Source organism: Amycolatopsis sp. NPDC005961 (assembly GCF_040629235.1).
Taxonomy (GTDB): domain Bacteria; phylum Actinomycetota; class Actinomycetes; order Mycobacteriales; family Pseudonocardiaceae; genus Amycolatopsis; species Amycolatopsis camponoti.
Map to the genome: position 1 here is coordinate 64,126 of NZ_JBEXVF010000029.1, position 17,629 is coordinate 81,754.

At 73.0% G+C, this 17,629-nt stretch carries 16 protein-coding genes; 9 read left to right on the forward strand and 7 right to left on the reverse strand.

Translation table 11 applies throughout. The annotated features are described in order from the left end of the window. Positions 1–15: 15 nt before the first annotated feature. Positions 16–873 (reverse strand): EamA family transporter, encoded by an 858-nt coding sequence (locus tag ABZ342_RS25220; protein ID WP_360477472.1) that lies wholly within the window; start codon positions 871–873, stop codon positions 16–18. Between the two features lie 67 nt (positions 874–940). On the opposite strand from ABZ342_RS25220, the gene ABZ342_RS25225 reads away from it, so the two are divergent. Beyond that, positions 941–1,831: a LysR family transcriptional regulator gene (locus ABZ342_RS25225; protein WP_155546965.1), complete on the forward strand. Its 891-nt coding sequence runs from the start codon at positions 941–943 to the stop codon at positions 1,829–1,831. Between the two features lie 60 nt (positions 1,832–1,891). On the opposite strand, the gene ABZ342_RS25230 is transcribed toward ABZ342_RS25225, so the two are convergent. Together ABZ342_RS25230 and ABZ342_RS25235 are read right to left on the reverse strand one after the other, a co-directional pair. Continuing rightward, a complete protein-coding gene (locus tag ABZ342_RS25230) occupies positions 1,892–2,560 on the reverse strand; it encodes an RraA family protein (protein WP_360477476.1) in 669 nt (222 codons plus the stop codon). Between the two features lie 50 nt (positions 2,561–2,610). Then, the gene (locus ABZ342_RS25235; protein ID WP_360477528.1) at positions 2,611–2,985 is read right to left on the reverse strand and encodes a zinc-binding dehydrogenase; all 375 of its coding nucleotides are present in this window, start codon (positions 2,983–2,985) and stop codon (positions 2,611–2,613) included. Here ABZ342_RS25235 and ABZ342_RS25240 point away from each other — a divergent pair. From ABZ342_RS25240 to ABZ342_RS25250, 3 genes are all read left to right on the forward strand, one after another. Beyond that, the gene (locus ABZ342_RS25240) at positions 2,895–3,221 is read left to right on the forward strand and encodes a hypothetical protein (protein ID WP_360477479.1); all 327 of its coding nucleotides are present in this window, start codon (positions 2,895–2,897) and stop codon (positions 3,219–3,221) included. The two genes, ABZ342_RS25235 and ABZ342_RS25240, sit on opposite strands and share 91 nt — an antisense overlap. A 270-nt stretch (positions 3,222–3,491) precedes the next feature. Further along, positions 3,492–6,203, forward strand: a complete 2,712-nt coding sequence (locus tag ABZ342_RS25245) for a BTAD domain-containing putative transcriptional regulator (protein ID WP_360477482.1) — start codon at positions 3,492–3,494, stop codon at positions 6,201–6,203. Continuing rightward, positions 6,200–6,667 carry a cupin domain-containing protein gene (locus tag ABZ342_RS25250; RefSeq protein ID WP_155546994.1) on the forward strand — a complete coding sequence of 156 codons (468 nt, stop codon included), beginning with the start codon at positions 6,200–6,202 and terminating at the stop codon, positions 6,665–6,667. The genes ABZ342_RS25245 and ABZ342_RS25250 overlap by 4 nt, the downstream gene beginning before the upstream one ends. A gap of 1 nt (position 6,668) precedes the next feature. Here ABZ342_RS25250 and ABZ342_RS25255 read toward each other — a convergent pair whose 3' ends face one another. Both ABZ342_RS25255 and ABZ342_RS25260 read right to left on the reverse strand, forming a co-directional pair. Continuing rightward, positions 6,669–8,948, reverse strand: coding sequence for a non-ribosomal peptide synthetase (locus ABZ342_RS25255; RefSeq protein WP_360477485.1), 2,280 nt, complete (start codon positions 8,946–8,948; stop codon positions 6,669–6,671). Continuing rightward, positions 8,945–9,658, reverse strand: coding sequence for an alpha/beta fold hydrolase (locus ABZ342_RS25260; protein ID WP_360477531.1), 714 nt, complete (start codon positions 9,656–9,658; stop codon positions 8,945–8,947). The genes ABZ342_RS25255 and ABZ342_RS25260 overlap by 4 nt, the downstream gene beginning before the upstream one ends. Before the next feature lie 219 nt (positions 9,659–9,877). On the opposite strand from ABZ342_RS25260, the gene ABZ342_RS25265 reads away from it, so the two are divergent. The 3 genes from ABZ342_RS25265 (at position 9,878) to ABZ342_RS25275 (ending at position 13,599) form a co-directional block, all read left to right on the forward strand. After that, complete coding sequence (locus ABZ342_RS25265) at positions 9,878–11,278, forward strand: lysine 2,3-aminomutase (RefSeq protein WP_360477488.1); 1,401 nt, start codon at positions 9,878–9,880, stop codon at positions 11,276–11,278. After that, complete coding sequence (locus ABZ342_RS25270) at positions 11,275–12,534, forward strand: pyridoxal phosphate-dependent aminotransferase (protein WP_360477491.1); 1,260 nt, start codon at positions 11,275–11,277, stop codon at positions 12,532–12,534. The genes ABZ342_RS25265 and ABZ342_RS25270 overlap by 4 nt, the downstream gene beginning before the upstream one ends. Positions 12,535–12,873: 339 nt before the next feature. After that, complete coding sequence (locus tag ABZ342_RS25275; protein ID WP_155546997.1) at positions 12,874–13,599, forward strand: LuxR C-terminal-related transcriptional regulator; 726 nt, start codon at positions 12,874–12,876, stop codon at positions 13,597–13,599. Between the two features lie 34 nt (positions 13,600–13,633). Here ABZ342_RS25275 and ABZ342_RS25280 read toward each other — a convergent pair whose 3' ends face one another. Both ABZ342_RS25280 and ABZ342_RS25285 read right to left on the reverse strand, forming a co-directional pair. After that, positions 13,634–14,428, reverse strand: coding sequence for an ABC transporter permease (locus ABZ342_RS25280; protein ID WP_155546998.1), 795 nt, complete (start codon positions 14,426–14,428; stop codon positions 13,634–13,636). After that, positions 14,425–15,360, reverse strand: a complete 936-nt coding sequence (locus tag ABZ342_RS25285; protein ID WP_360477495.1) for an ATP-binding cassette domain-containing protein — start codon at positions 15,358–15,360, stop codon at positions 14,425–14,427. Before ABZ342_RS25285 ends, ABZ342_RS25280 begins: the two co-directional genes overlap by 4 nt. A gap of 163 nt (positions 15,361–15,523) precedes the next feature. On the opposite strand from ABZ342_RS25285, the gene sbnB reads away from it, so the two are divergent. Together sbnB and sbnA are read left to right on the forward strand one after the other, a co-directional pair. After that, on the forward strand, positions 15,524–16,570 hold the full coding sequence (gene sbnB, locus ABZ342_RS25290) for a 2,3-diaminopropionate biosynthesis protein SbnB (protein WP_360477498.1): 1,047 nt from the start codon (positions 15,524–15,526) through the stop codon (positions 16,568–16,570). Between the two features lie 57 nt (positions 16,571–16,627). Further along, positions 16,628–17,623 (forward strand): 2,3-diaminopropionate biosynthesis protein SbnA, encoded by a 996-nt coding sequence (gene sbnA / locus ABZ342_RS25295; RefSeq protein ID WP_360477501.1) that lies wholly within the window; start codon positions 16,628–16,630, stop codon positions 17,621–17,623. Positions 17,624–17,629: the final 6 nt, after the last annotated feature.

The window sequence follows — 17,629 nt, forward strand, 5'->3', positions numbered from 1 at the left end:
CAGGGAGAGATTGTGCTACAAAACGACCTGCCCGGCCGGCTGCCGCGCGCCGGTCCGCTCCGCGCCGACCCCGGCCGCCACGACGAACAGCACGCCGGCCGCCGCGCCGGGGTTCGGGACCTGGTGGAGCACGACGAACCCGATCGTCAGGGCGATGGCCGGTTCCAGGCTCATCAGCGTCCCGAACGCCGAGGTGTTCAGCCGTCGCAGCGCGAGCATCTCCAGGCTGAACGGGACCACCGGCAGCAGGATCGCGAGCCCGAGGCCGACGAGCAGCAGCTCCCCGGTCAGGTGCCCGAACACGTCGGGCCCGTAGGCGAGCGTCGCCACGATCCCGGCCACCGGCATCGACACGGCGAGCCCGCGCACGCCCGCCACCTCGTCGCCCACCCGTTGCGTCAGCAGGATGTACGCCGCCCAGCACACCGCGGACGCGAGTGCGTAGCCGACGCCGAGCAGGTCGGCGCCCCCTCGCCACGGTTCGGTCAGCAGGACGACGCCGAGCGCGGCGAGCACGGGCCACAGCCGCTTGCCGCCGCGGCCCCGCGTCACGGCGACGGTGAGCGGGCCGAGGAACTCCAGCGCGCTGGCCGTGCCGAGCGGCAGGCGGGCGACGGCCTCCATGAACAGCATGGTCATCCCCGCGGTGACCACGCCCAGCCCGCAGCAGGCCAGGAAGGTGGCCCGCCGGAACGACGACGGCCGGGGCCGGACGACGACGAGCAGCAGCACGCCGGCCCACGCCAGCCGCAGCCACGCCGCGCCCTCGGGACCGATGCGGTCGAACAGGCCGACGGACACGGCGAGCCCGAGCTGGACGCAGAGCATGGCGGCGACCGCGAAGGCCGCGCCGGTTCGGGTGGAGGAGAGCACGGACCCAGCAAACCGACCCAGACCGTTCGTGTCCACGTGCCAATCGTGGATGTACTGTTCACGAATCATGGACACTCGCCGGTTGCGGTTCCTCCTGGAGCTGTCCCGTCACGGCTCGATGCGCGCGGTGGCCGACGTGCTCGGCACCACGACGTCGACGGTCTCGCAGCAGATCGCCGTGCTGGCGAAGGAAACCGGTGCGCCGCTGCTCGAGCCGGACGGCCGCCGCGTGCGGCTCACCCCCGCCGGGCGGCGCCTGGCCGAGCACGCCGTGACGATCCTCGCCGCCGTGGAGGCCGCTCGCGCCGACCTCGACCCCGGCGCCGAACCGGCCGGCACGGTGCGCGTCGCCGGGTTCGCCACGGCCGTGCGGCGCTCCCTGCTCCCGGCGGCCACCGCGCTCGCCGACCACCACCCGCGGGTGGACCTGCGGATCAGCGAGTACGAACCGCACGAGGCCTTCGCCGCGCTGCTGGCCGACGACATCGACCTCGCCCTGACCTACGACTACGACCTCGCCCCGGCCGTCACGGACCCCGCGATCACCGTGAGTCCACTGTGGACGGCGCGGTGGGGCCTCGCCGTCCCGGCGGCCGACGCGGCCCGTGCGCGGGGCGAGAACACCGGCGCGGTCTTCGAGGCGTTCCGCGACCACGACTGGATCGTCAACTCCCGCAACAGCGCCGACGAGGACGTGATCCGCAGGCTGGCCTCGACAGCGCGCTTCACCCCGCGCATCACGCACCGCGCGGACAGCCTGGAGCTGGTCGAGGACCTCATCGCGACCGGCCCGGCACCCGCCGTCGGCCTGCTGCCGTCCGGCCGCGCCCTGCGCTCCGGGGTCGCGCTGCTCCCGCTGGCGGGCCCGGACGTGCGGCAGCGCGCCTTCGCGTGCACCCGTCGCGGGCGCGAGGTGTGGCCGCCGCTCGCGCTGGTTCTCGGGCTTCTGGCTCGCTGAACCGCGGCCGGATGGTCCGGCATCTGAAGGGATCCGGGTGCGTAGCGTCGGTGACCGCGGTCAGTCCTGACGCCGGGGCCGCAGCGCGGAGGGCTCGCCCCGTTCGAGCGCGGCGACGTGCTCGGCAAGGGTGAACGTGTCGCCGAGGGTTGCTCCGGCGTCGAGCCGTGCGATGACCGCGTTTTCGGCCTGCTTGATCGCGAGCGCTCCGTCGAGGAGATCGCCGATCCGGTCCGGGGCCACGACGATGAGACCTTCGCCGTCGGCGAGGACGAGGTCGCCGGGGTTCACCGTGACGCCGCCGCAGGTGACCGGCACCTGCAGTTCGCCGAGCTTCGCCGACGTTCCGGACAGCGGAGTCACGAAACGGCTGTACAGCGGGAGTTCGCAGCGGCCGACGTAGGCCATGTCCCGGTAGCCGCCGTCCACGACGATGCCGCCGAGGGACCGGGCCAGGGCGCTGCGGGCGAACAGCTCTCCGCCGAGGGCGATCTCGCGCGCGCCACCGTCGACGACGATCACGTCGCCGGCCGAGGCCGATTCGACGGCTTGGAGCACGCCGAGGAAGTCGTCGCGGCACCGGACCGTGAAGGCGGGCCCGAAGATCCGCGAGCGGGCGGACCGGGCGCGGATCGCGCTGTGCACCACCCTGGTCGTCTTGTCGACATCGCAGAGGGCGGTCGTGTCCACCGCGAGGAACTTCTGGGCGAGCTCGTCGTTCACCGGCATTTTCGCGATGCTACTGGCGATCACGCCTTGAGGTCCGCGCGCGGCTTCGCCTACCCGGGAAGGAGAACCGCCCGGCCGCCGACCTGTCCGGCTCGAAGCCGCGCGAAGGCTTCGACCGCCGCGCCGAGCGGGAACTGCTCCGTCTCCACCCGGACGCTGCCCGCTCGGGCCAGGGCGATCACCTCGCGCAGCTCGCGGCCGCTGCCCCAGAACGGGAGCGAGACCGACGCGCCCTGGGGGAGGGGACCCGGCTTGGTGACGGTGAGCTTCCCGCCGCCGCTGCCGACGATCGCCAGCACACCGCCGGGACGCAGGACTCCCGCGGCGAGGGACAATGTCGGGTCGCTGCCGACGAAGTCGAGCACCGCGTCGGCGCCGCCGGTTTCGCGCCGCAGGACGGTCGCGGTGTCGGTCCTCGTCAGCAGGGTCCGGTGGCCTCCGCCTGCGCAGCACGTACGAGCGCGGGTTCCGCGAGCTCATCGAGCGAGGGCTGGCGGAGGGCGTCTTCACGGTCCGGTCGGCGCGGCTCGCGTCGTACTCGATCCTCGACATGGGCATGGGGGTCGCGAACTGGTTCCACGACAGCGGCGAGTTCTCGGTCGATCAGCTGGCGTACCAGTACGGCGACTTGGCCCTGCGCATCGTCGGCCGGGCCGGCTAGGCGTCGCGGGGGAGCCGCCGAGAACGGGCGGTGGGCGGCTTCCTCACGCCGCCCGCCCGGAGGCCGAAGCACCCGCGGCGGTCCCGGTGGTGGGCGCGACCCCCAACGACGCGCCCGCCACCGGGTCGCCCCGGCATTCCCCCTCTTTCGCCGTGCCCCTAGGGTTCCCGATGCCGTCCTCGTTTCGTCCTCGCGCCGGCATCCACGGCTTCACCTGCGCGTTCCGGAGCCCGGCGGGGGGCGCTAGCCTGGGATACGAGGGGGGATGCGATGAGGTTCCGGATTCTCGGGACGCTGGAAGTGCGGGCGTACGGGGACCGGGTCACCCTCGCGAGCCCGCGCCAGCAGCGCGCGCTCGCCGCCCTGCTGCTCAACCCCAACTCCGTCGTGCCGGTCGAGCGCATGATCGACGCGCTCTGGGAAGACGAGCCGCCGGCGACGGCCGTGAAGCAGGTGCGCAACTGCGTTTCCGCTCTGCGGAGCCGGCTCGGCGAGACCGGCGGGATGATCGTCACCGACGGTCCCGGGTATCGCCTGCAGGCCGACGGCGACGACCTCGACTCGCTCCGGTTCCGCCGGCACGTCGCGGCCGCGCGGGGACTCGCCGGGCAGGCGAAGCTCGTCGACGCCGTCGAAGAGATCCGCGCCGCGCTCGCCCTCTGGCGCGGCCCCGCGCTCGACGGCCTGCGGACGACCACCCTGGCCGGCCGGGCCGCGGTGCTCGACGAGCAGCGCGCCGACGCCGTGGAGCTCTGTGCCGAATGGCGGCTGCGGCTCGGCGAAACGGGTGAGGTCGTCCGTGAGCTGACCGAGTTCTGCGGTGAGCACCCGATGCGCGAGCTGTCCCACCTGCTCCTGATGCGCGCTCTCGCGAAAGAAGGCCGCTACGCCGAGGCCTCGACGGTGTTCCACGGCCTGCGCCGGCGGCTGGCCGACGAGCTCGGCGTCGACCCGAACCCCGACCTGCGCCGGCTCCACGAGCAGATCCTCGCCGAGGCCACCCCGAGCGACCTCGACCCCGAGCCGGCGGAGCCGTCGCCGGAGCGTCACCACCTCGACCGCGCGGTCACCGAGCTGGCCGAAGCCGTCACGTGGCAGTGGCGCGCCGAAGCCGAGCTGCGGTCGCTGCACCGGCCGCAGCCGATCGTCCTGCGCTGGTCGGCGGTCGCGCGGCCGGGAAGGCCGGCGGCGCGCGGCGTCCTCGACGACATCGCCGAGACGTTCGCCGCGCTGCCCGTGCGGCAGCTGGTCGTGCTCGGCGACCCCGGCTCCGGCAAGTCGGTGCTCGCCCTGATGCTGACGCTGGAGCTGCTGCGCACCCGAGCCCCGGGCACCCCGGTCCCGGTCCTGCTTTCGCTGGCCTCCTGGGATCCGCGCCGCGAGCACCTCGACCGGTGGCTGGCGAACCGGCTCGCCGACAACCACCCGGCGCTGCTCAACGCCCGGGAGTACGGGCCCGGCGCACCCACCCGGCTCGTCCTCGGCGGCCACGTCGTCCCGGTCCTCGACGGCCTCGACGAGATGCCGACCGACCTGCGCGCCGCGGCGCTCGACGCACTGGACCAGACCATGGCGGTCGGCCGCTCGCTGGTGCTGACCTCCCGGTCGGCCGAGTACGAGCAGGTCACCCGCGAAGCCGGCCCGGTGCTGGGCGCCGCCACCGTGGTGCGGCTCGAACCCGTCGCCCGGCAGGAGGCGATCACCTACCTCTCCGCGCGGGGCAGCGATCGCTGGCTCCCCGTGGCCGAGCGGCTGCGCCGGGAGCCGGACACGGCCCTGGGCCAGGTGCTGCGGACGCCGTTGATGGTCGACCTCGCGCGGATCGGCTACGGCCGTCCGGGCGCGGATCCCGCGGAGCTGCTCGCGGCCGGAGACGCGGGAGCCCTCGAAGGGCAGCTGCTCGACTCGTTCGTCCCCAACGCCTACGCACAGGTGCCGCAGCCGCCGGGGCGGAACCCGAAGACCAGCCCGACCGGGCGGTACACGGCCGAGCAGGCGACCCGCTGGCTGGGCTTCCTGGCCCGGCACCTCGAGCGGGCGCGCAGCCGCGACCTGGCCTGGTGGCAGCTCTACCGGGCGGTGCCCGCCGGGACCCGGTCGGCGCTGATCGGCACGCTGATCGCGCTGTTCTTCGTCGTCACCGGCTGGGTGGACGACGGACCGGCGCTGGCCGCGATCTACGGCCTCTCGTTCGGCGGCGCCGGCTACCTGACCCACCGCTTCGGGCGCGCGCCCGAGCCGCTGCGCACCGAACTGCGCTTCGCCGGCGCCACCGGGAAGTTCGCCGGCCGCTTCGCGATCGGTGCCGTCGTGGGCGGCCTGCTCGGCCTGGGCTGGTCGCTGGCCGCCGGCCTGGTCGTGGTCCTGGCCGTCGTGTTCGGGTGCGTGTTCGCGGTGCACGTGTGGCTCGCGAAACCGGTCGACGCCAGCCGCGTGTCGAGCCCCGCGACGATCCTGCGCAACGAACGGACCGGGGCGATCGCGCTGTCCGTCTCGTTCCTGGTGTCGCTGGGGCTGTTCGACGGGATGGCGTTCGCGTTCACCGCGAACACGCGGTTCCTGCCGGTGCTGGACGGCCGGTACGACGTGGCGCTGGGCATCGCCGGCGGGGTGGCGGGCGCGGCGTTCGGGTGGTTCATGGCCCGCGGCGTCGCCGCCGTCTGCTACGGCCTCGCGGGCGTGATCGCCGGCGGCCAGGTGTTCCCACCGGCACCGAACTCCCTGCTGCCGATCGTGGTCGGGGTGTGCTTCGGCGGCGGCATCGGCCTGGCGGTCCTCGTGACGCGCGCGTGGGGCAACTACTTCGTCCACCACGTCTGGCTCGCCGCGACCGGCCGCCTTCCCTGGCGGCTCATGCACTTCCTCGACGACGCCCACCGCCGCGGCGTCCTCCGCCAGGCCGGCGGCGTCTACCAGTTCCGCCACGCCCGCGTCCAGGAGCGGCTGGCCGAGATCAGCCACGACGAGCAGGAGGTTCGATGACCGGCGAGGAGATCGTGCTGGGTCCGCTGCCGAAGGGGATCACGCCGGCGGGGGAAGGGAAGGTGTGGAACGTACTCGGCCACACCTACTCCCTCAAAGCGGCGAGCGAGTCGAGCTTCGCGTTCGAGACGCTCGACCCGCCCGGCACCGGCGTCCCGCCGCACGTGCACCCGACCCAGGACGAGCACATCCACATCCTCGAGGGCGTGTTCACCCTCTACCTCGACGGCGAGTGGACGACCGCCGGCCCCGGCGACACCGTGCGGATGCCGCGGGGCCTCCCGCACGCCTACTACAACCGCAGCGAAGGCATCACCCGCGGGCTGTTCTGGGTGAGCCCGGCCGGGCGGCTCGCGCAGCTCTTCGACAAGCTGCACGACCTCGAGGACCCGGCGGAGGTCGTCCGGCTGTCGGCGCTGCACGACGTCGACTTCCTGCCGCCCGGCGCGGTCGAAGGCGCCTGACCTACCCGGCCGCCGCGGGGGAGAGGCCCGCCAGGATCCCCGCCACCCCGCGGACCGTGCGGGTGCGGTAGAGGTCGGCCACCGCCAGGTCGCCGAGGCCGGCCTTGCGGATGCCGTCGACGATCGTGAAGGCCAGCAACGAGTTGCCGCCGGTGAGGAACAGGTCGTCGTCGAGGGCGATCGGGCGGCCGAGGGCACCCGCCCACAGCTCGCCGACCCGGAGCTGCAGCTCGGTCGCTTCGGCGGCGTCGGCGAGACCGAGGTCCGCCCCGGCGGCCCGGGGTTCCGGCAGGCGGGCCGGGTCGAGCTTCCCGTTGGCGTTCACCGGCAGGCCGGCCAGCTCGGTCAGCGTGTCCGGCACCAGGTATCCGGGCAGCTGCTCCCGGAGCCGCTTGTCCAAAAAGGACAAGTCCAGCCCGGTACCGGCCACGTAGGCGTCGAGCCGCTCGGAACCCGCGCCCGTGCCGCGCGAGCGCACGACGACGGCCGCCGCGCGGACGCCCGGCTCGGCCAGCAGCACCGCGCGGATCTCGCCGAGCTCGACGCGGTGGCCGCGGATCTTGACCTGGTCGTCGAGCCGGCCCAGGTACTCCAGCTCGCCGTCGGGCAGCACGCGGCCGCGGTCGCCGGTGCGGTACCAGCGCGCGCCGGGCTCGCCGAGGAACCGGGCCGCGGTCAGCTCGGGCCGCCGGTGGTAGCCGTCGACGATGCCGGCGCCGCCGAGCAGGATTTCGCCCGGCACCCCCGGGGGCACGCGGCGGCCCCGGTCGTCGACCACGTCGACCCGCCAGCCGGGCACGGCGCGCCCGACCGAACGGCTGCCCGCCGCGGCGGCCTCGCGCGTCACCGGGTGCCACGTGCACGCGACCGTCGTCTCGGTGATCCCGTACATGTTGATCACGCGGCACCGCCGCTCCGGGTACCGCCCGAACCACTTGAGCATCAGCTCCATGTCGAGCGGCTCGCCGCTGAAGATGAGCCAGCGCACGGAAAGCCGCTCGGCGCGGTCGGCGTCGACCGCCGCCAGCTGCGTGAACACCGACGGGGTCTGGTTGAGCACGGTGACGGCCTGCGCGGACAGCAGGTCGTGCAGGGCCCGCGCGTCGCGGGCGGTCTCCGCGGGCACGATGACCAGCCGGCCGCCGGTGGTCAGGCAGCCGAAGATCTCCCACACCGAGAAGTCCCAGGAGTAGGTGTGGAACAACGCCCAGCTGTCGGCGCGGCCGAAGCCGAACCCGAACACCCGGGTCGCGTCGAGCAGGCTGCAGATCTGCCGGTGCGCCACCACCACGCCCTTCGGCTTCCCGGTGGAGCCCGAGGTGTAGATCAGGTACGCGCCGTCGTTCGCGGTCCCGGCCGTCAGGAACGGCTCCGTCCGGTCCGTCCACACGCCGTCGTCGACGACGAGCGTGGGCGTCCCCAGTTCGAGCGGGGAGTCCGCGAGGACGAGCGACACCTCGGCGTCTTCGGCGATCTGCCGCAGCCGGGCGGGCGGGTTCTCCGGGGCCAGCGGGACGTAGGCGGCGCCCGTCTTCAGCACGGCGAACATCGCGGCGATCAGCAGGGGCGACCGGGCGAAGCTCAGGCCGACCCGGCTGCCCGGGCCGCAGCCGCGGGCGGCGAGCCGGGCGGCGAGGACGTCGGCCGCGTGGCCCAGTTCCCGGTAGGACACCGAGCGGTCCCCGGCCGTGACGGCCGTCGCGTGCGGGTGCGCCAGTACCTGGCGCTGGATCAGCTCGTGGAGCGTGTGTTCGCCGTCGAGCCAGTCCGGGACGGCTTCGCCGGGCAGCACCGGCTCGGGGTGCTCGCCGGTGGTCAGGTCGGCGGTGCCGATCGCGGCGCCGGGCGTCCGGGCGAACAGGTCCAGCAGGACGCCCACGCCGTGCAGCAGCCAGCGCGCCGCGGTCTCGTGGACGTGCTCGCGGCGGAAGCGGCAACGCAGGCGCCGCGGATCGGCCGGGTCGAGGTCGAGCACCAGCGGGAAGTCCCCGCCGGCGACGTCGATCGCGACCGGCGCCGGCCCGTCGTCGGCCGCGGCGCCGACGAAGAGCTGCGCGCGGTAACGGGAAGCGGGCAGGTCCTCGTCCACCGGGAGGATCCAGGTCCGCGGCCGGCCGGCGTCCGGAAGGGCGATCCGCGGGGTTTCGCCGGAGAACCGGGCCAGCACCGCGGCGGTGGCGGCGGCGAGTGTCCGCACGTCCGTGGCACTCCCCACGGGGAGGGTCGCACTGACTTCGGCGGGTCCGGATCCGGCCGGGCCGAAGGACATCCAGTCGCTCATCGCGCTCCTTCCCGTGCCGTGACGGCGAACCGCGTCGCGAGCAGATCCAGCAGCGCGCCCGGGTCCGGCAGGAAGTACATGTGCTCGCCGGGCAGTTCGGCGACGTCGAAGCTCTCGCTGGTGACCCGCTCCCAGCCGGCCAGGTCGGCGCGGGACACGAGGGGGTCGTCCGCGCCGCGGACCGCGAGCACCGGTACCGGCAGGCGGGTGCCGGCGGGGGCCAGGTACGCCTCGCGGGCCAGCAGGTCCGCGCGCAGCGGCGGCAGCAGGATCTCCCGCAGCTCGGGCTGCGCGAGCGCGGGGTGGGCGTAGCCGATCAGCCGCTCGACGGCGGCGACGAACTCCTCGCCCTCCAGCCCGCGCAGGCTGAGATCCAGTGGGGTCACCGGATCCGGCGCGCCGCTGACGACCAGCCCGGCCACCCGGAACTCGCCCGACGCCGTGATCGCGCGGGCCGTCTCGAACGCGACGGCGGCGCCCGAGCTGTGGCCGAACAGGACGATCTCCTCGCCGATCGCGGCGGTGCGCCGGATCTGCCCGAGCGCGTGCGCGGCCGCGGCGGCGACGTCCTCGTGCGGCGGGAGGCCGAACTGCTCCTCGCGGCCGGCCAGCTGCACCGGCCGGATCTCGATTTCCGCGTCGCCGGGCGGCGTCCAGGAACGGTAGACGCTCGCGCCGGCACCGGCGAAGGGACAGCAGTAGAACTTCATGCTCACCAGACCATCCTCGTACGGGGCAGCGATGCGTTTTCCGACGTTAGTGCGCACCCCGGTGGCACCTTGCCAGTGTCAGCCCCGAATTTCGCGGGACGAGCATTCTGCCAGGACGCCGACTTCTAACCTGGCCGCAGTAAACAGAATGCCCAGCAAAAGGATTGCGCCGTTTTTCCGCTGCCGTGGCCGAGTTTCGAAGGAAAGGGAATTGTCGACGTGAAGCTGCTGGAACAGCCGGCCCCGGTGGGCACCAGGTTCGAAGCGTACGGACCGAGCAAGCTCGACGAAATCCTGAAGAGGTTCCCCGTCCCGGAAGGGCTCGCGGAGACCATCCGGCTCTTCTCCCTCGTGCTGCCGTTCCGCGTGAACGAGTACGTCCTGACCGAGCTGATCGACTGGGCGAACGTCCCGGCGGACCCGATCTTCCAGCTGGTCTTCCCCCAGGACGGGATGCTGCCGAAGGAAGACGAGCGCGACCTGGCCCGCGCGGCCACCGGGCCCGGCCGGCGCGCCGAGCTGCCCGCGGTGGTGCGGCGGATCCGGCAGCGCCTCAACCCGCACCCGTCGGGCCAGCTGGAGCTCAACGTGCCCACGCTGGACGGCGACGAGCTGGGCGGGCTGCAGCACAAGTACCGCCACACGGTGCTCTACTTCCCCCAGCAGGGCCAGACCTGCCACACCTACTGCACGTACTGCTTCCGCTGGGCGCAGTTCGTGGGGGAGAAGGACCTGCGGTTCGCGGTGAAGGAGGCCGACCGGCTGGTCGAGTACCTGCGGGCCCACCCGGAGGTCACCGACGTGCTGGTCACCGGCGGCGACCCGATGGTGATGTCCGCCGAGCGGCTGCGGGTGCACCTCGAGCCACTGCTGGCGATCCCCACGGTCCGCACGATCCGGATCGGCACCAAGTCCGTCGCCTACTGGCCGCAGCGCTTCGTGACCGACGCCGACGCGGACGCCGTGCTGCGGCTCTACGAGGACGTCGTCGCCTCCGGGCGCACGCTCTCGGTGATGGCGCACTACAGCCACGAGCGCGAGCTGGCCACGGACGTCTCCCGCCAGGCGGTCGAGCGGATCCTGGCCACCGGCGCGCGGGTGTACTGCCAGTCGCCGCTGATCGCGCACGTCAACGACGACGCCGACGCGCTGGCCGAGCTCTGGAGCACCGAGCTGGCCCTGGGCGCGGTGCCGTACTACATGTTCGTCGCCCGGGACACCGGCCCGCACGACTACTTCAAGGTCCCGCTCGCCCGCGCCCACGAGCTGTTTTCCGCGGCCTACGGCCGGCTGCCCGGGCTCGCCCGCACGATCCGGGGGCCGGTGATGTCGGCGACGCCGGGCAAGGTCGTCGTCGACGGCACGGTCGAGCTCGGCGGGGAACGCCTGTTCCAGCTGCGGTTCCTCCAGGCCCGGCGGCCGGGATTGACCGGGCGGCCGTTCTTCGCCCGCCACACCCCGGACGCCGCCTGGCTCGACGAGCTGGAGCTGCTCCCGGATACGCCGCGGGACATCGCGGAGGCGGTCCGGTCTCAGCACCTGGTGGGGGGCGGGGGTTCGGCGAGTCCGCTCCCGGTGGACCTCGGGCTGGTCGCGGACACCCGAGGAGGCGTTCGATGACCGCGGCGCACGCTGTCTCGCCCAATCTCGCGCTGGACGAGGCCGTCAACCGCCGGCATGCGGCCGGGCAGCCGCTGATCCACCTCGGGTTCGGCGAGTCCCGGCTGCCCCTGCCGGACTTCCTGGCCGAGCGGCTGCTCGCCGGAGCGCGGCGGACCGCCTACGGGCCGGTCGCCGGTGCGGAGGACAGCCGCGCGGCCGCGGCGGGCTACTTCACGCGCCGGGGCCTGCTGACCGAAGCGGAACAGATCGTGCTGGCCCCCGGCAGCAAGCCGCTACTGCTCGCGCTGATGGCCGCGATCGACGGCGCGGTCGTCCTGTCGCAGCCCTGCTGGGTGACCTACGCCCCGCAGGCGCGGCTGTTCGGCCGTCCGGTGCTCGAGGTGCCCATCCCGGCCGGGTGCGGCGGCGTGCCCGACCCCGAGCTGCTGCCCGGCGCGCTGCGGGCGTTCCGCGCGGCCGGCGGGCGCCCCCGGATGCTGCTGCTGACGCTCCCGGACAACCCCACCGGCACCCACGCCCCACCGGACGTCGTGCGGCGGCTGTGCGAGATCGCCGAGGCCGAAGACCTGCTGATCGTCTCCGACGAGATCTACCGCGACATCCTGCACGACCCGGCGGACCCGTACGCGAGCCCGGCCGAGTTCGCCCCGGAGCGCACGGTGGTGACGTCCGGGCTCAGCAAGAGCCTCGCGCTCGGCGGCTGGCGGATCGGCTTCGCCCGGTTCCCGGCCACCGCCGAAGGCCGGGAGCTGCGCTCGACCGTGCTGGGGCTGGCCAGCGAGATCTGGTCCACCCTGGCCGGCCCGATGCAGGAGGTCGCGTGCCTCGCGCTGGCCGAGCCGCCCGAGGTGACCGCCCACCTGCGGGCCAGCACGCGGCTGCACGGCGCCGTGGCGGACGCGGTGCACCGGATCGTCACCCAGGCGGGCGCCGTCTGCCGGCCGCCCACGGGCGGTTTCTACGTGTACCCGGACTTCGAGCCGGTGCGGGACGTGCTGGCCGCGAAGGGGATCACCGGGTCGGCGTCGCTGCAGGAGCACCTGATCGACCGGCTGGGGGTCGCGGTGCTGGGCGGCGAGCACCTCGGCGACGATCCCGGCGCGCTGCGGTTCCGCGCCGCGACGAGCATGCTGTACGGCGCCGACGACGCCGAGCGCTGGGCCGCGCTGCGGTCGCCGTCGCCGCTCACGCTGCCGCACATCGCCGAGACCCTCGAGTCGCTGCGTGCGGCGTTCACCCGCTTGACCAGCTGAATCTCATAACGAACCCGTCAAGGCCATCTTAGGGGCGTCGTCAGCCCTTAAGATGGCCTTAACGTAGGTAAAAGGGATTGTGTCTTCCGTCGATGACCGGTCTTGTCAACCGCCGGACGGGAATCGAGGAGAACATCTAAACTCGCCGACCGTACCGTTCGGTGGGTGCGGTCACCGTACGGTCACCCGCAGTGCCACAGGATTAGGTCGCACTCACCCGTTCGTGTTGACGCTGATGACCGCCCGTTCCTAGGGTGAGTCCTGACGGTGGTGCGGCCGGTACCCGGCCCCGAAGCCACCGGATCCCGCAGCGCCCGACGACGAACCGGTGGTTTTCCCATGCCCGAAATCCAGGTCCACGACTCGGTGACCGACTCCCGTTTCTCCCCCGACCGCGAAAAGGAAATCGGGGGCGAATACCAAAGAATGTTCTCGTCCTTCTTGGAGAATTCGGACGTCTCTTCGGTGATCCTCGACGACCGGCTCCGGGTGGTCGCGGCGAACCGGGAGCTGCTGGCCCTGTTCGGCCGGAGCGCGGCCGAGGTCTGCCGCGCGGATCTACCCGGCCTGCTGCACCCGTTCGTCTCCGAGCGCGTGCAACGCCGCCTCACGCGGCTGGTGCGGGAGGGGGAGCGTGGGTTCCGCGAGCGGTTCACCCCGCTGGTGCCCGCGGCGGGCGCACTGCCGGTGACCCTGATCGCCGCGGCCCTGCCCGGACGGCGCCCGGCCGCGGCGGCGGCGCTCCTGCTGTTCCTGCCGGACCGCGTCCAGCGCCGGGGAATCGACCCGGCCGGCCGCCACCGCGCGATGAGCGAGATCGAGACGCAGATCCTGCAGGGCGTCGCGGCCGGCGCGAGCACGGCGGAACTGGCCCGCCGGCTGTACCTGTCCCGGCAGGGTGTGGAGTACCACATCCACCGGATGATGCGGTTCCTCAAGGTGAAGAACCGGACGGAGCTGGTGTCCCGTGCCTATGTCGCGGGGTTGCTGGCTCCGGATGTGTGGCCGCCGCAGGTACTGCCGGGTTTGGCGGCCGCGGGTCAGGCCGTGGCGTCGGCGCGGTAGGGCGGCGTCAAGGGCCGGGCAACCCGGCCGGTGGTCAGGCCGCCGTGCCCGCCCGGTAGATCCGCGTCCCGGCGGGAATCGCCACCGCCAGTATCGCCGCCAGTACCACGAGCGCGATCAGCGTCGCGTTCCGCTGGGGGAAGCCCGCCCCCGCGGTCACCAGATCCGGGTTGCCCCACAGGCGGCGGCACGCGGCCACCACCGAGCTGACCGGGTTCCACGCGGACACCGTCGCGAGCCAGCCCGGCAGGCCGCGCAGCGGGACGAACGCGTTCGACACGAACGAACCGACCACCATGACCAACGCGGCGATCGCGCTGATCGCCTCGGCACCGCTCGTCGTGAGCCCGATCAGCGCGCCGAGCCAGAGCATCGCGTACGCGAACAACAGCAACAGCCCGAAGCCGGCCAGGCCGGGCAGCAGTCCACTGTGGATGCGCCAGCCGATGGTGTACGCGATCGCCGTCGTGGCCCCGATTCCGGCTGCCGCCAGCGCGAGGTCCGAGAGCGTGTGGCCGAGCAGCACCGCCGAGCGGGGGATCGGCAGCGAACGGAAGCGGTCGGCGAGCCCGCCGGCCAGGTCGTCGGCGATGCCGAGGCCGCTGGTGGCCACCAGGGTCAGGCCCACCTGCGCGGCGACCCCGGCGGTCAGGTAGTCCACGTACGGCGCGCCGCCGGGCAGGGTGATCGAGCCGTCGAAGAGGAAGCCGAGCACCAGCACCAGGCTGATCGGCATGAGCAGGACGCCGACGATCTTGGCCGGCGACCGGACCGTCGCGCGCAACCGGCGTCCGGTCAAGGCCGCGACGTCGCTGAGGAGCGTGTTCATACCGCCTCCGAAGTACGAGTGAGAGCGAAGAAGACGTCGTCGAGCGACGGGCGGCGCAACGCGAACTCCTGCACGGCGATCCCGTTCGCGTGGAGTTTTCCCGCCACCGCGGCGATTCCCGCCGTTCCGTCGGGGACGGGCGCGCTCAGCTTGCCGTCGGCGACCTCGACGGATCCGGCGACCGAAGCGAGGATTTCCCGGGCTTCACCCGTGCGCGAAGGATCGGTGACGGAGACCTCCAGCCATTCGCCGCCGACGTCGCGCTTGAGCTGCTCCGGGCTGCCCTCGGCGACGACCTTCCCGGCGTCGATGACGACGACGCGGTCGGCCAGCTTGTCGGCTTCTTCGAGGTACTGCGTGGTGAGCAGCACCGTGGTGCCGGCCGCCGCCTGCTCGCGGATCGCCGCCCAGAGCACGGCCCGGCTGGTCGGGTCCAGCCCGGTCGTCGGCTCGTCGAGGAAGACGACCGGCGGGCGGGAGATCAGGCAGCTCGCGAGGTCGAGCCGGCGCCGCATGCCGCCGGAGTACGTCCGGACCTGCCGGTCGCCGGCGTCGGTGAGGTCGAACTGCGCCAGCAGCTCGCGGGCGCGGGACTTCGCGGCCGAGCGTCCGATGTGGAGCAACGTGCCCAGCAGCACCAGGTTCTCCCGGCCGGTCAGCCGGTCGTCGACGGCGGCGTACTGCCCGGTCAGCCCGATCCGGGTGCGCACCTCGGCCTGCTGCCGCACCACGTCGAGCCCGGCGACGAACGCCCGGCCGGAGTCCGGGACGAGCAGGGTGGAGAGGATCCGCACGGTGGTGGTCTTGCCCGCCCCGTTGCGCCCCAGCACGCCCAGCACCGTGCCCGCCGGCACGTGCAGATCCACCCCGCGCAACGCCTGATGACTGCCGTACCGTTTGGTCAGACCTTCGGTTTCGATTGCTGCGGTCACTCCTCGGCCTTTCTCTTCCGGCGACGGCGCGGGCCCCATTCCAGCAGTGCGCCCGTTTGCCGCCCGCCAGCAGTGGTGGCGGATTGCCAGTGGCGGCGCGGCTAGCGTCATTCCGGCAAGCCACCCCAGTGCCCGGGAACCGGGTGAGAATCGGAGGGAAGAAATGCCGGAGCGGAACGAAATTCCTCCATTCGCGGTCATTTCCGGCCGGCAGGTGTCGAACGTACTGGCCGGCAACGAGAAGAAGGTCGTCGACCTCGTCGAGGCGGCCTACCGGCAGCACGGCGCCGGGAACACGGTCAACCCGCCGTCCTACTTCCTGCGGTTCCCGGACCGCCCGGACTCCCGCATCATCGCGCTGCCTGCCTCGCTCGGCGGGGATGACGGGGTGGACGGTCTCAAGTGGATTTCCAGCTTCCCCGGCAACGTGAAGAACGGGATCCCGCGGGCGTCGGCGGTGCTGATCCTCAACGACCCGGCCACCGGATACCCGCTGGCGTGCCTGGAAAGCTCCATCATCAGCGCCGCGCGCACGGCCGCTTCGGCCGCGCTCGCCGCGGCGGTGCTGAGCACGGTCCGCGGCCGCCCGCGCCGCGTCGGGTTCGTCGGGACCGGCCTGATCGCCCGCTTCGTCCACACCTACCTGCAGGCGACCGGCTGGGAGTTCGACGAGATCGGCGTCCACGACCTGCACGCCGAATCGGCTGACGGGTTCCGCGACTACCTCGAAGGTACCGGCACCACCGCGCGGGTCACCGGCCACCGCGACGCCGAGAGCCTGATCCGCGCCAGCGACCTGGTCGTGTTCGCCACGGTCGCCGCCGAACCGTACGTCACCGACGTCGACTGGTTCGCCCACGACCCGCTGGTGCTCAACATCTCGCTGCGCGACATCGCCCCGGAGATCGTGCTGGTCTCCACCAACGTCGTCGACGACGTCGACCACTGCCTCAAGGCGAACACGTCGCCGCATCTGGCCGAGCAGCTGACCGGGGACCGGGGTTTCCTGTCCGGCACGCTGTTCGACGTGCTGACCGGCCGCCTCGAACCGCGGGCCGGCCGGCCGCTGATCTTCTCGCCGTTCGGCCTCGGGGTCCTCGACCTCGCCGTGGCGAAGTACGTGTACGACGAAACCGCCGCGGCGGGCGAGCTCCCGGTGGTCGACGGCTTCTTCCACGAGCTGGACCGGCACCGGCCCCCGGCCCGCTGACCCGGACCGCGGCGAACCCGCCCGGCCGATTCTCTCCCGCACGAATAGGGGTTGTGCGTGCCCATCATCTCGGCTCCGCAGGAATACAACGAAGAAAACCTGTACGTGGATCTCCGGCCGGCCTTCGGGCAGGCCCTGTACCTCAAGTGCGAGGCGTTCAACTTCGCCGGCTCGGTGAAGCTGAAGGCGGCGCTGGAGATGATCACGAGCGCGGAGCGGCGAGGCCTGCTCACGCCCGGTTCGACGCTGGTGGAATCCTCCTCGGGCAACCTCGGCGTCGCGCTGAGCATGATCGCCGCCGACCGCGGCTACGGCTTCGTCTGCGTGACCGACGCGCGCTGCAACGAGGCGACCCGCCGGATGATGGAAGCCTTCGGCGCCCGGGTGCACGTCGTCACCGAGCCGATCCCGGACGGCGGGTTCCTCGGCGCGCGCATCGCCCACGTGCGGATGCTGTGCGCGCAGAACGGGTTCGTGTGGCTGAACCAGTACGCGAACCGGGACAACTGGATGGCGCACTACCTCACCACCGCGCCCGCCATCGCCCGGCAGTTCCCCGGCATCGACGTGCTGTTCGTCGGCGCGGGGACCACCGGGACGCTGATGGGGTGCGCCCGGTACTTCCGCACCGCCCGGCGGGCGCCGCGGATCGTGGCCGTGGACGTCGAAGGGTCGGTGACCTTCGGCCGGGCCCCCGCGCGCCGGCTGATCCCGGGGCTGGGCACCAGTGTCCGCCCGGGCATCCTGAACGAGTCCTTTGTGGACGAAGTCGTGCACGTGTCCGAGCCGGACGCGGTGCGCCGCTGCCGGGAGCTGGCCGGGCGGGGCTTCCTGTTCGGCGGGTCCACCGGCACGGTCATCGCGGGCGCGCTGGCCTGGCTCGACGCGAACACCGGGACCTCGCCGGTCACGGCGGTCGCCATCGCGCCGGACTTCGGGGAGCGCTACCTCGCCACCGTCTACGACGACGCGTGGGTGCGCGAATCCTACTGGCCCGCATACGAACCGGCGTACGAAGACGGCCGGCTGTCCGAACTGAACGCCGCGCACTGACCGGGA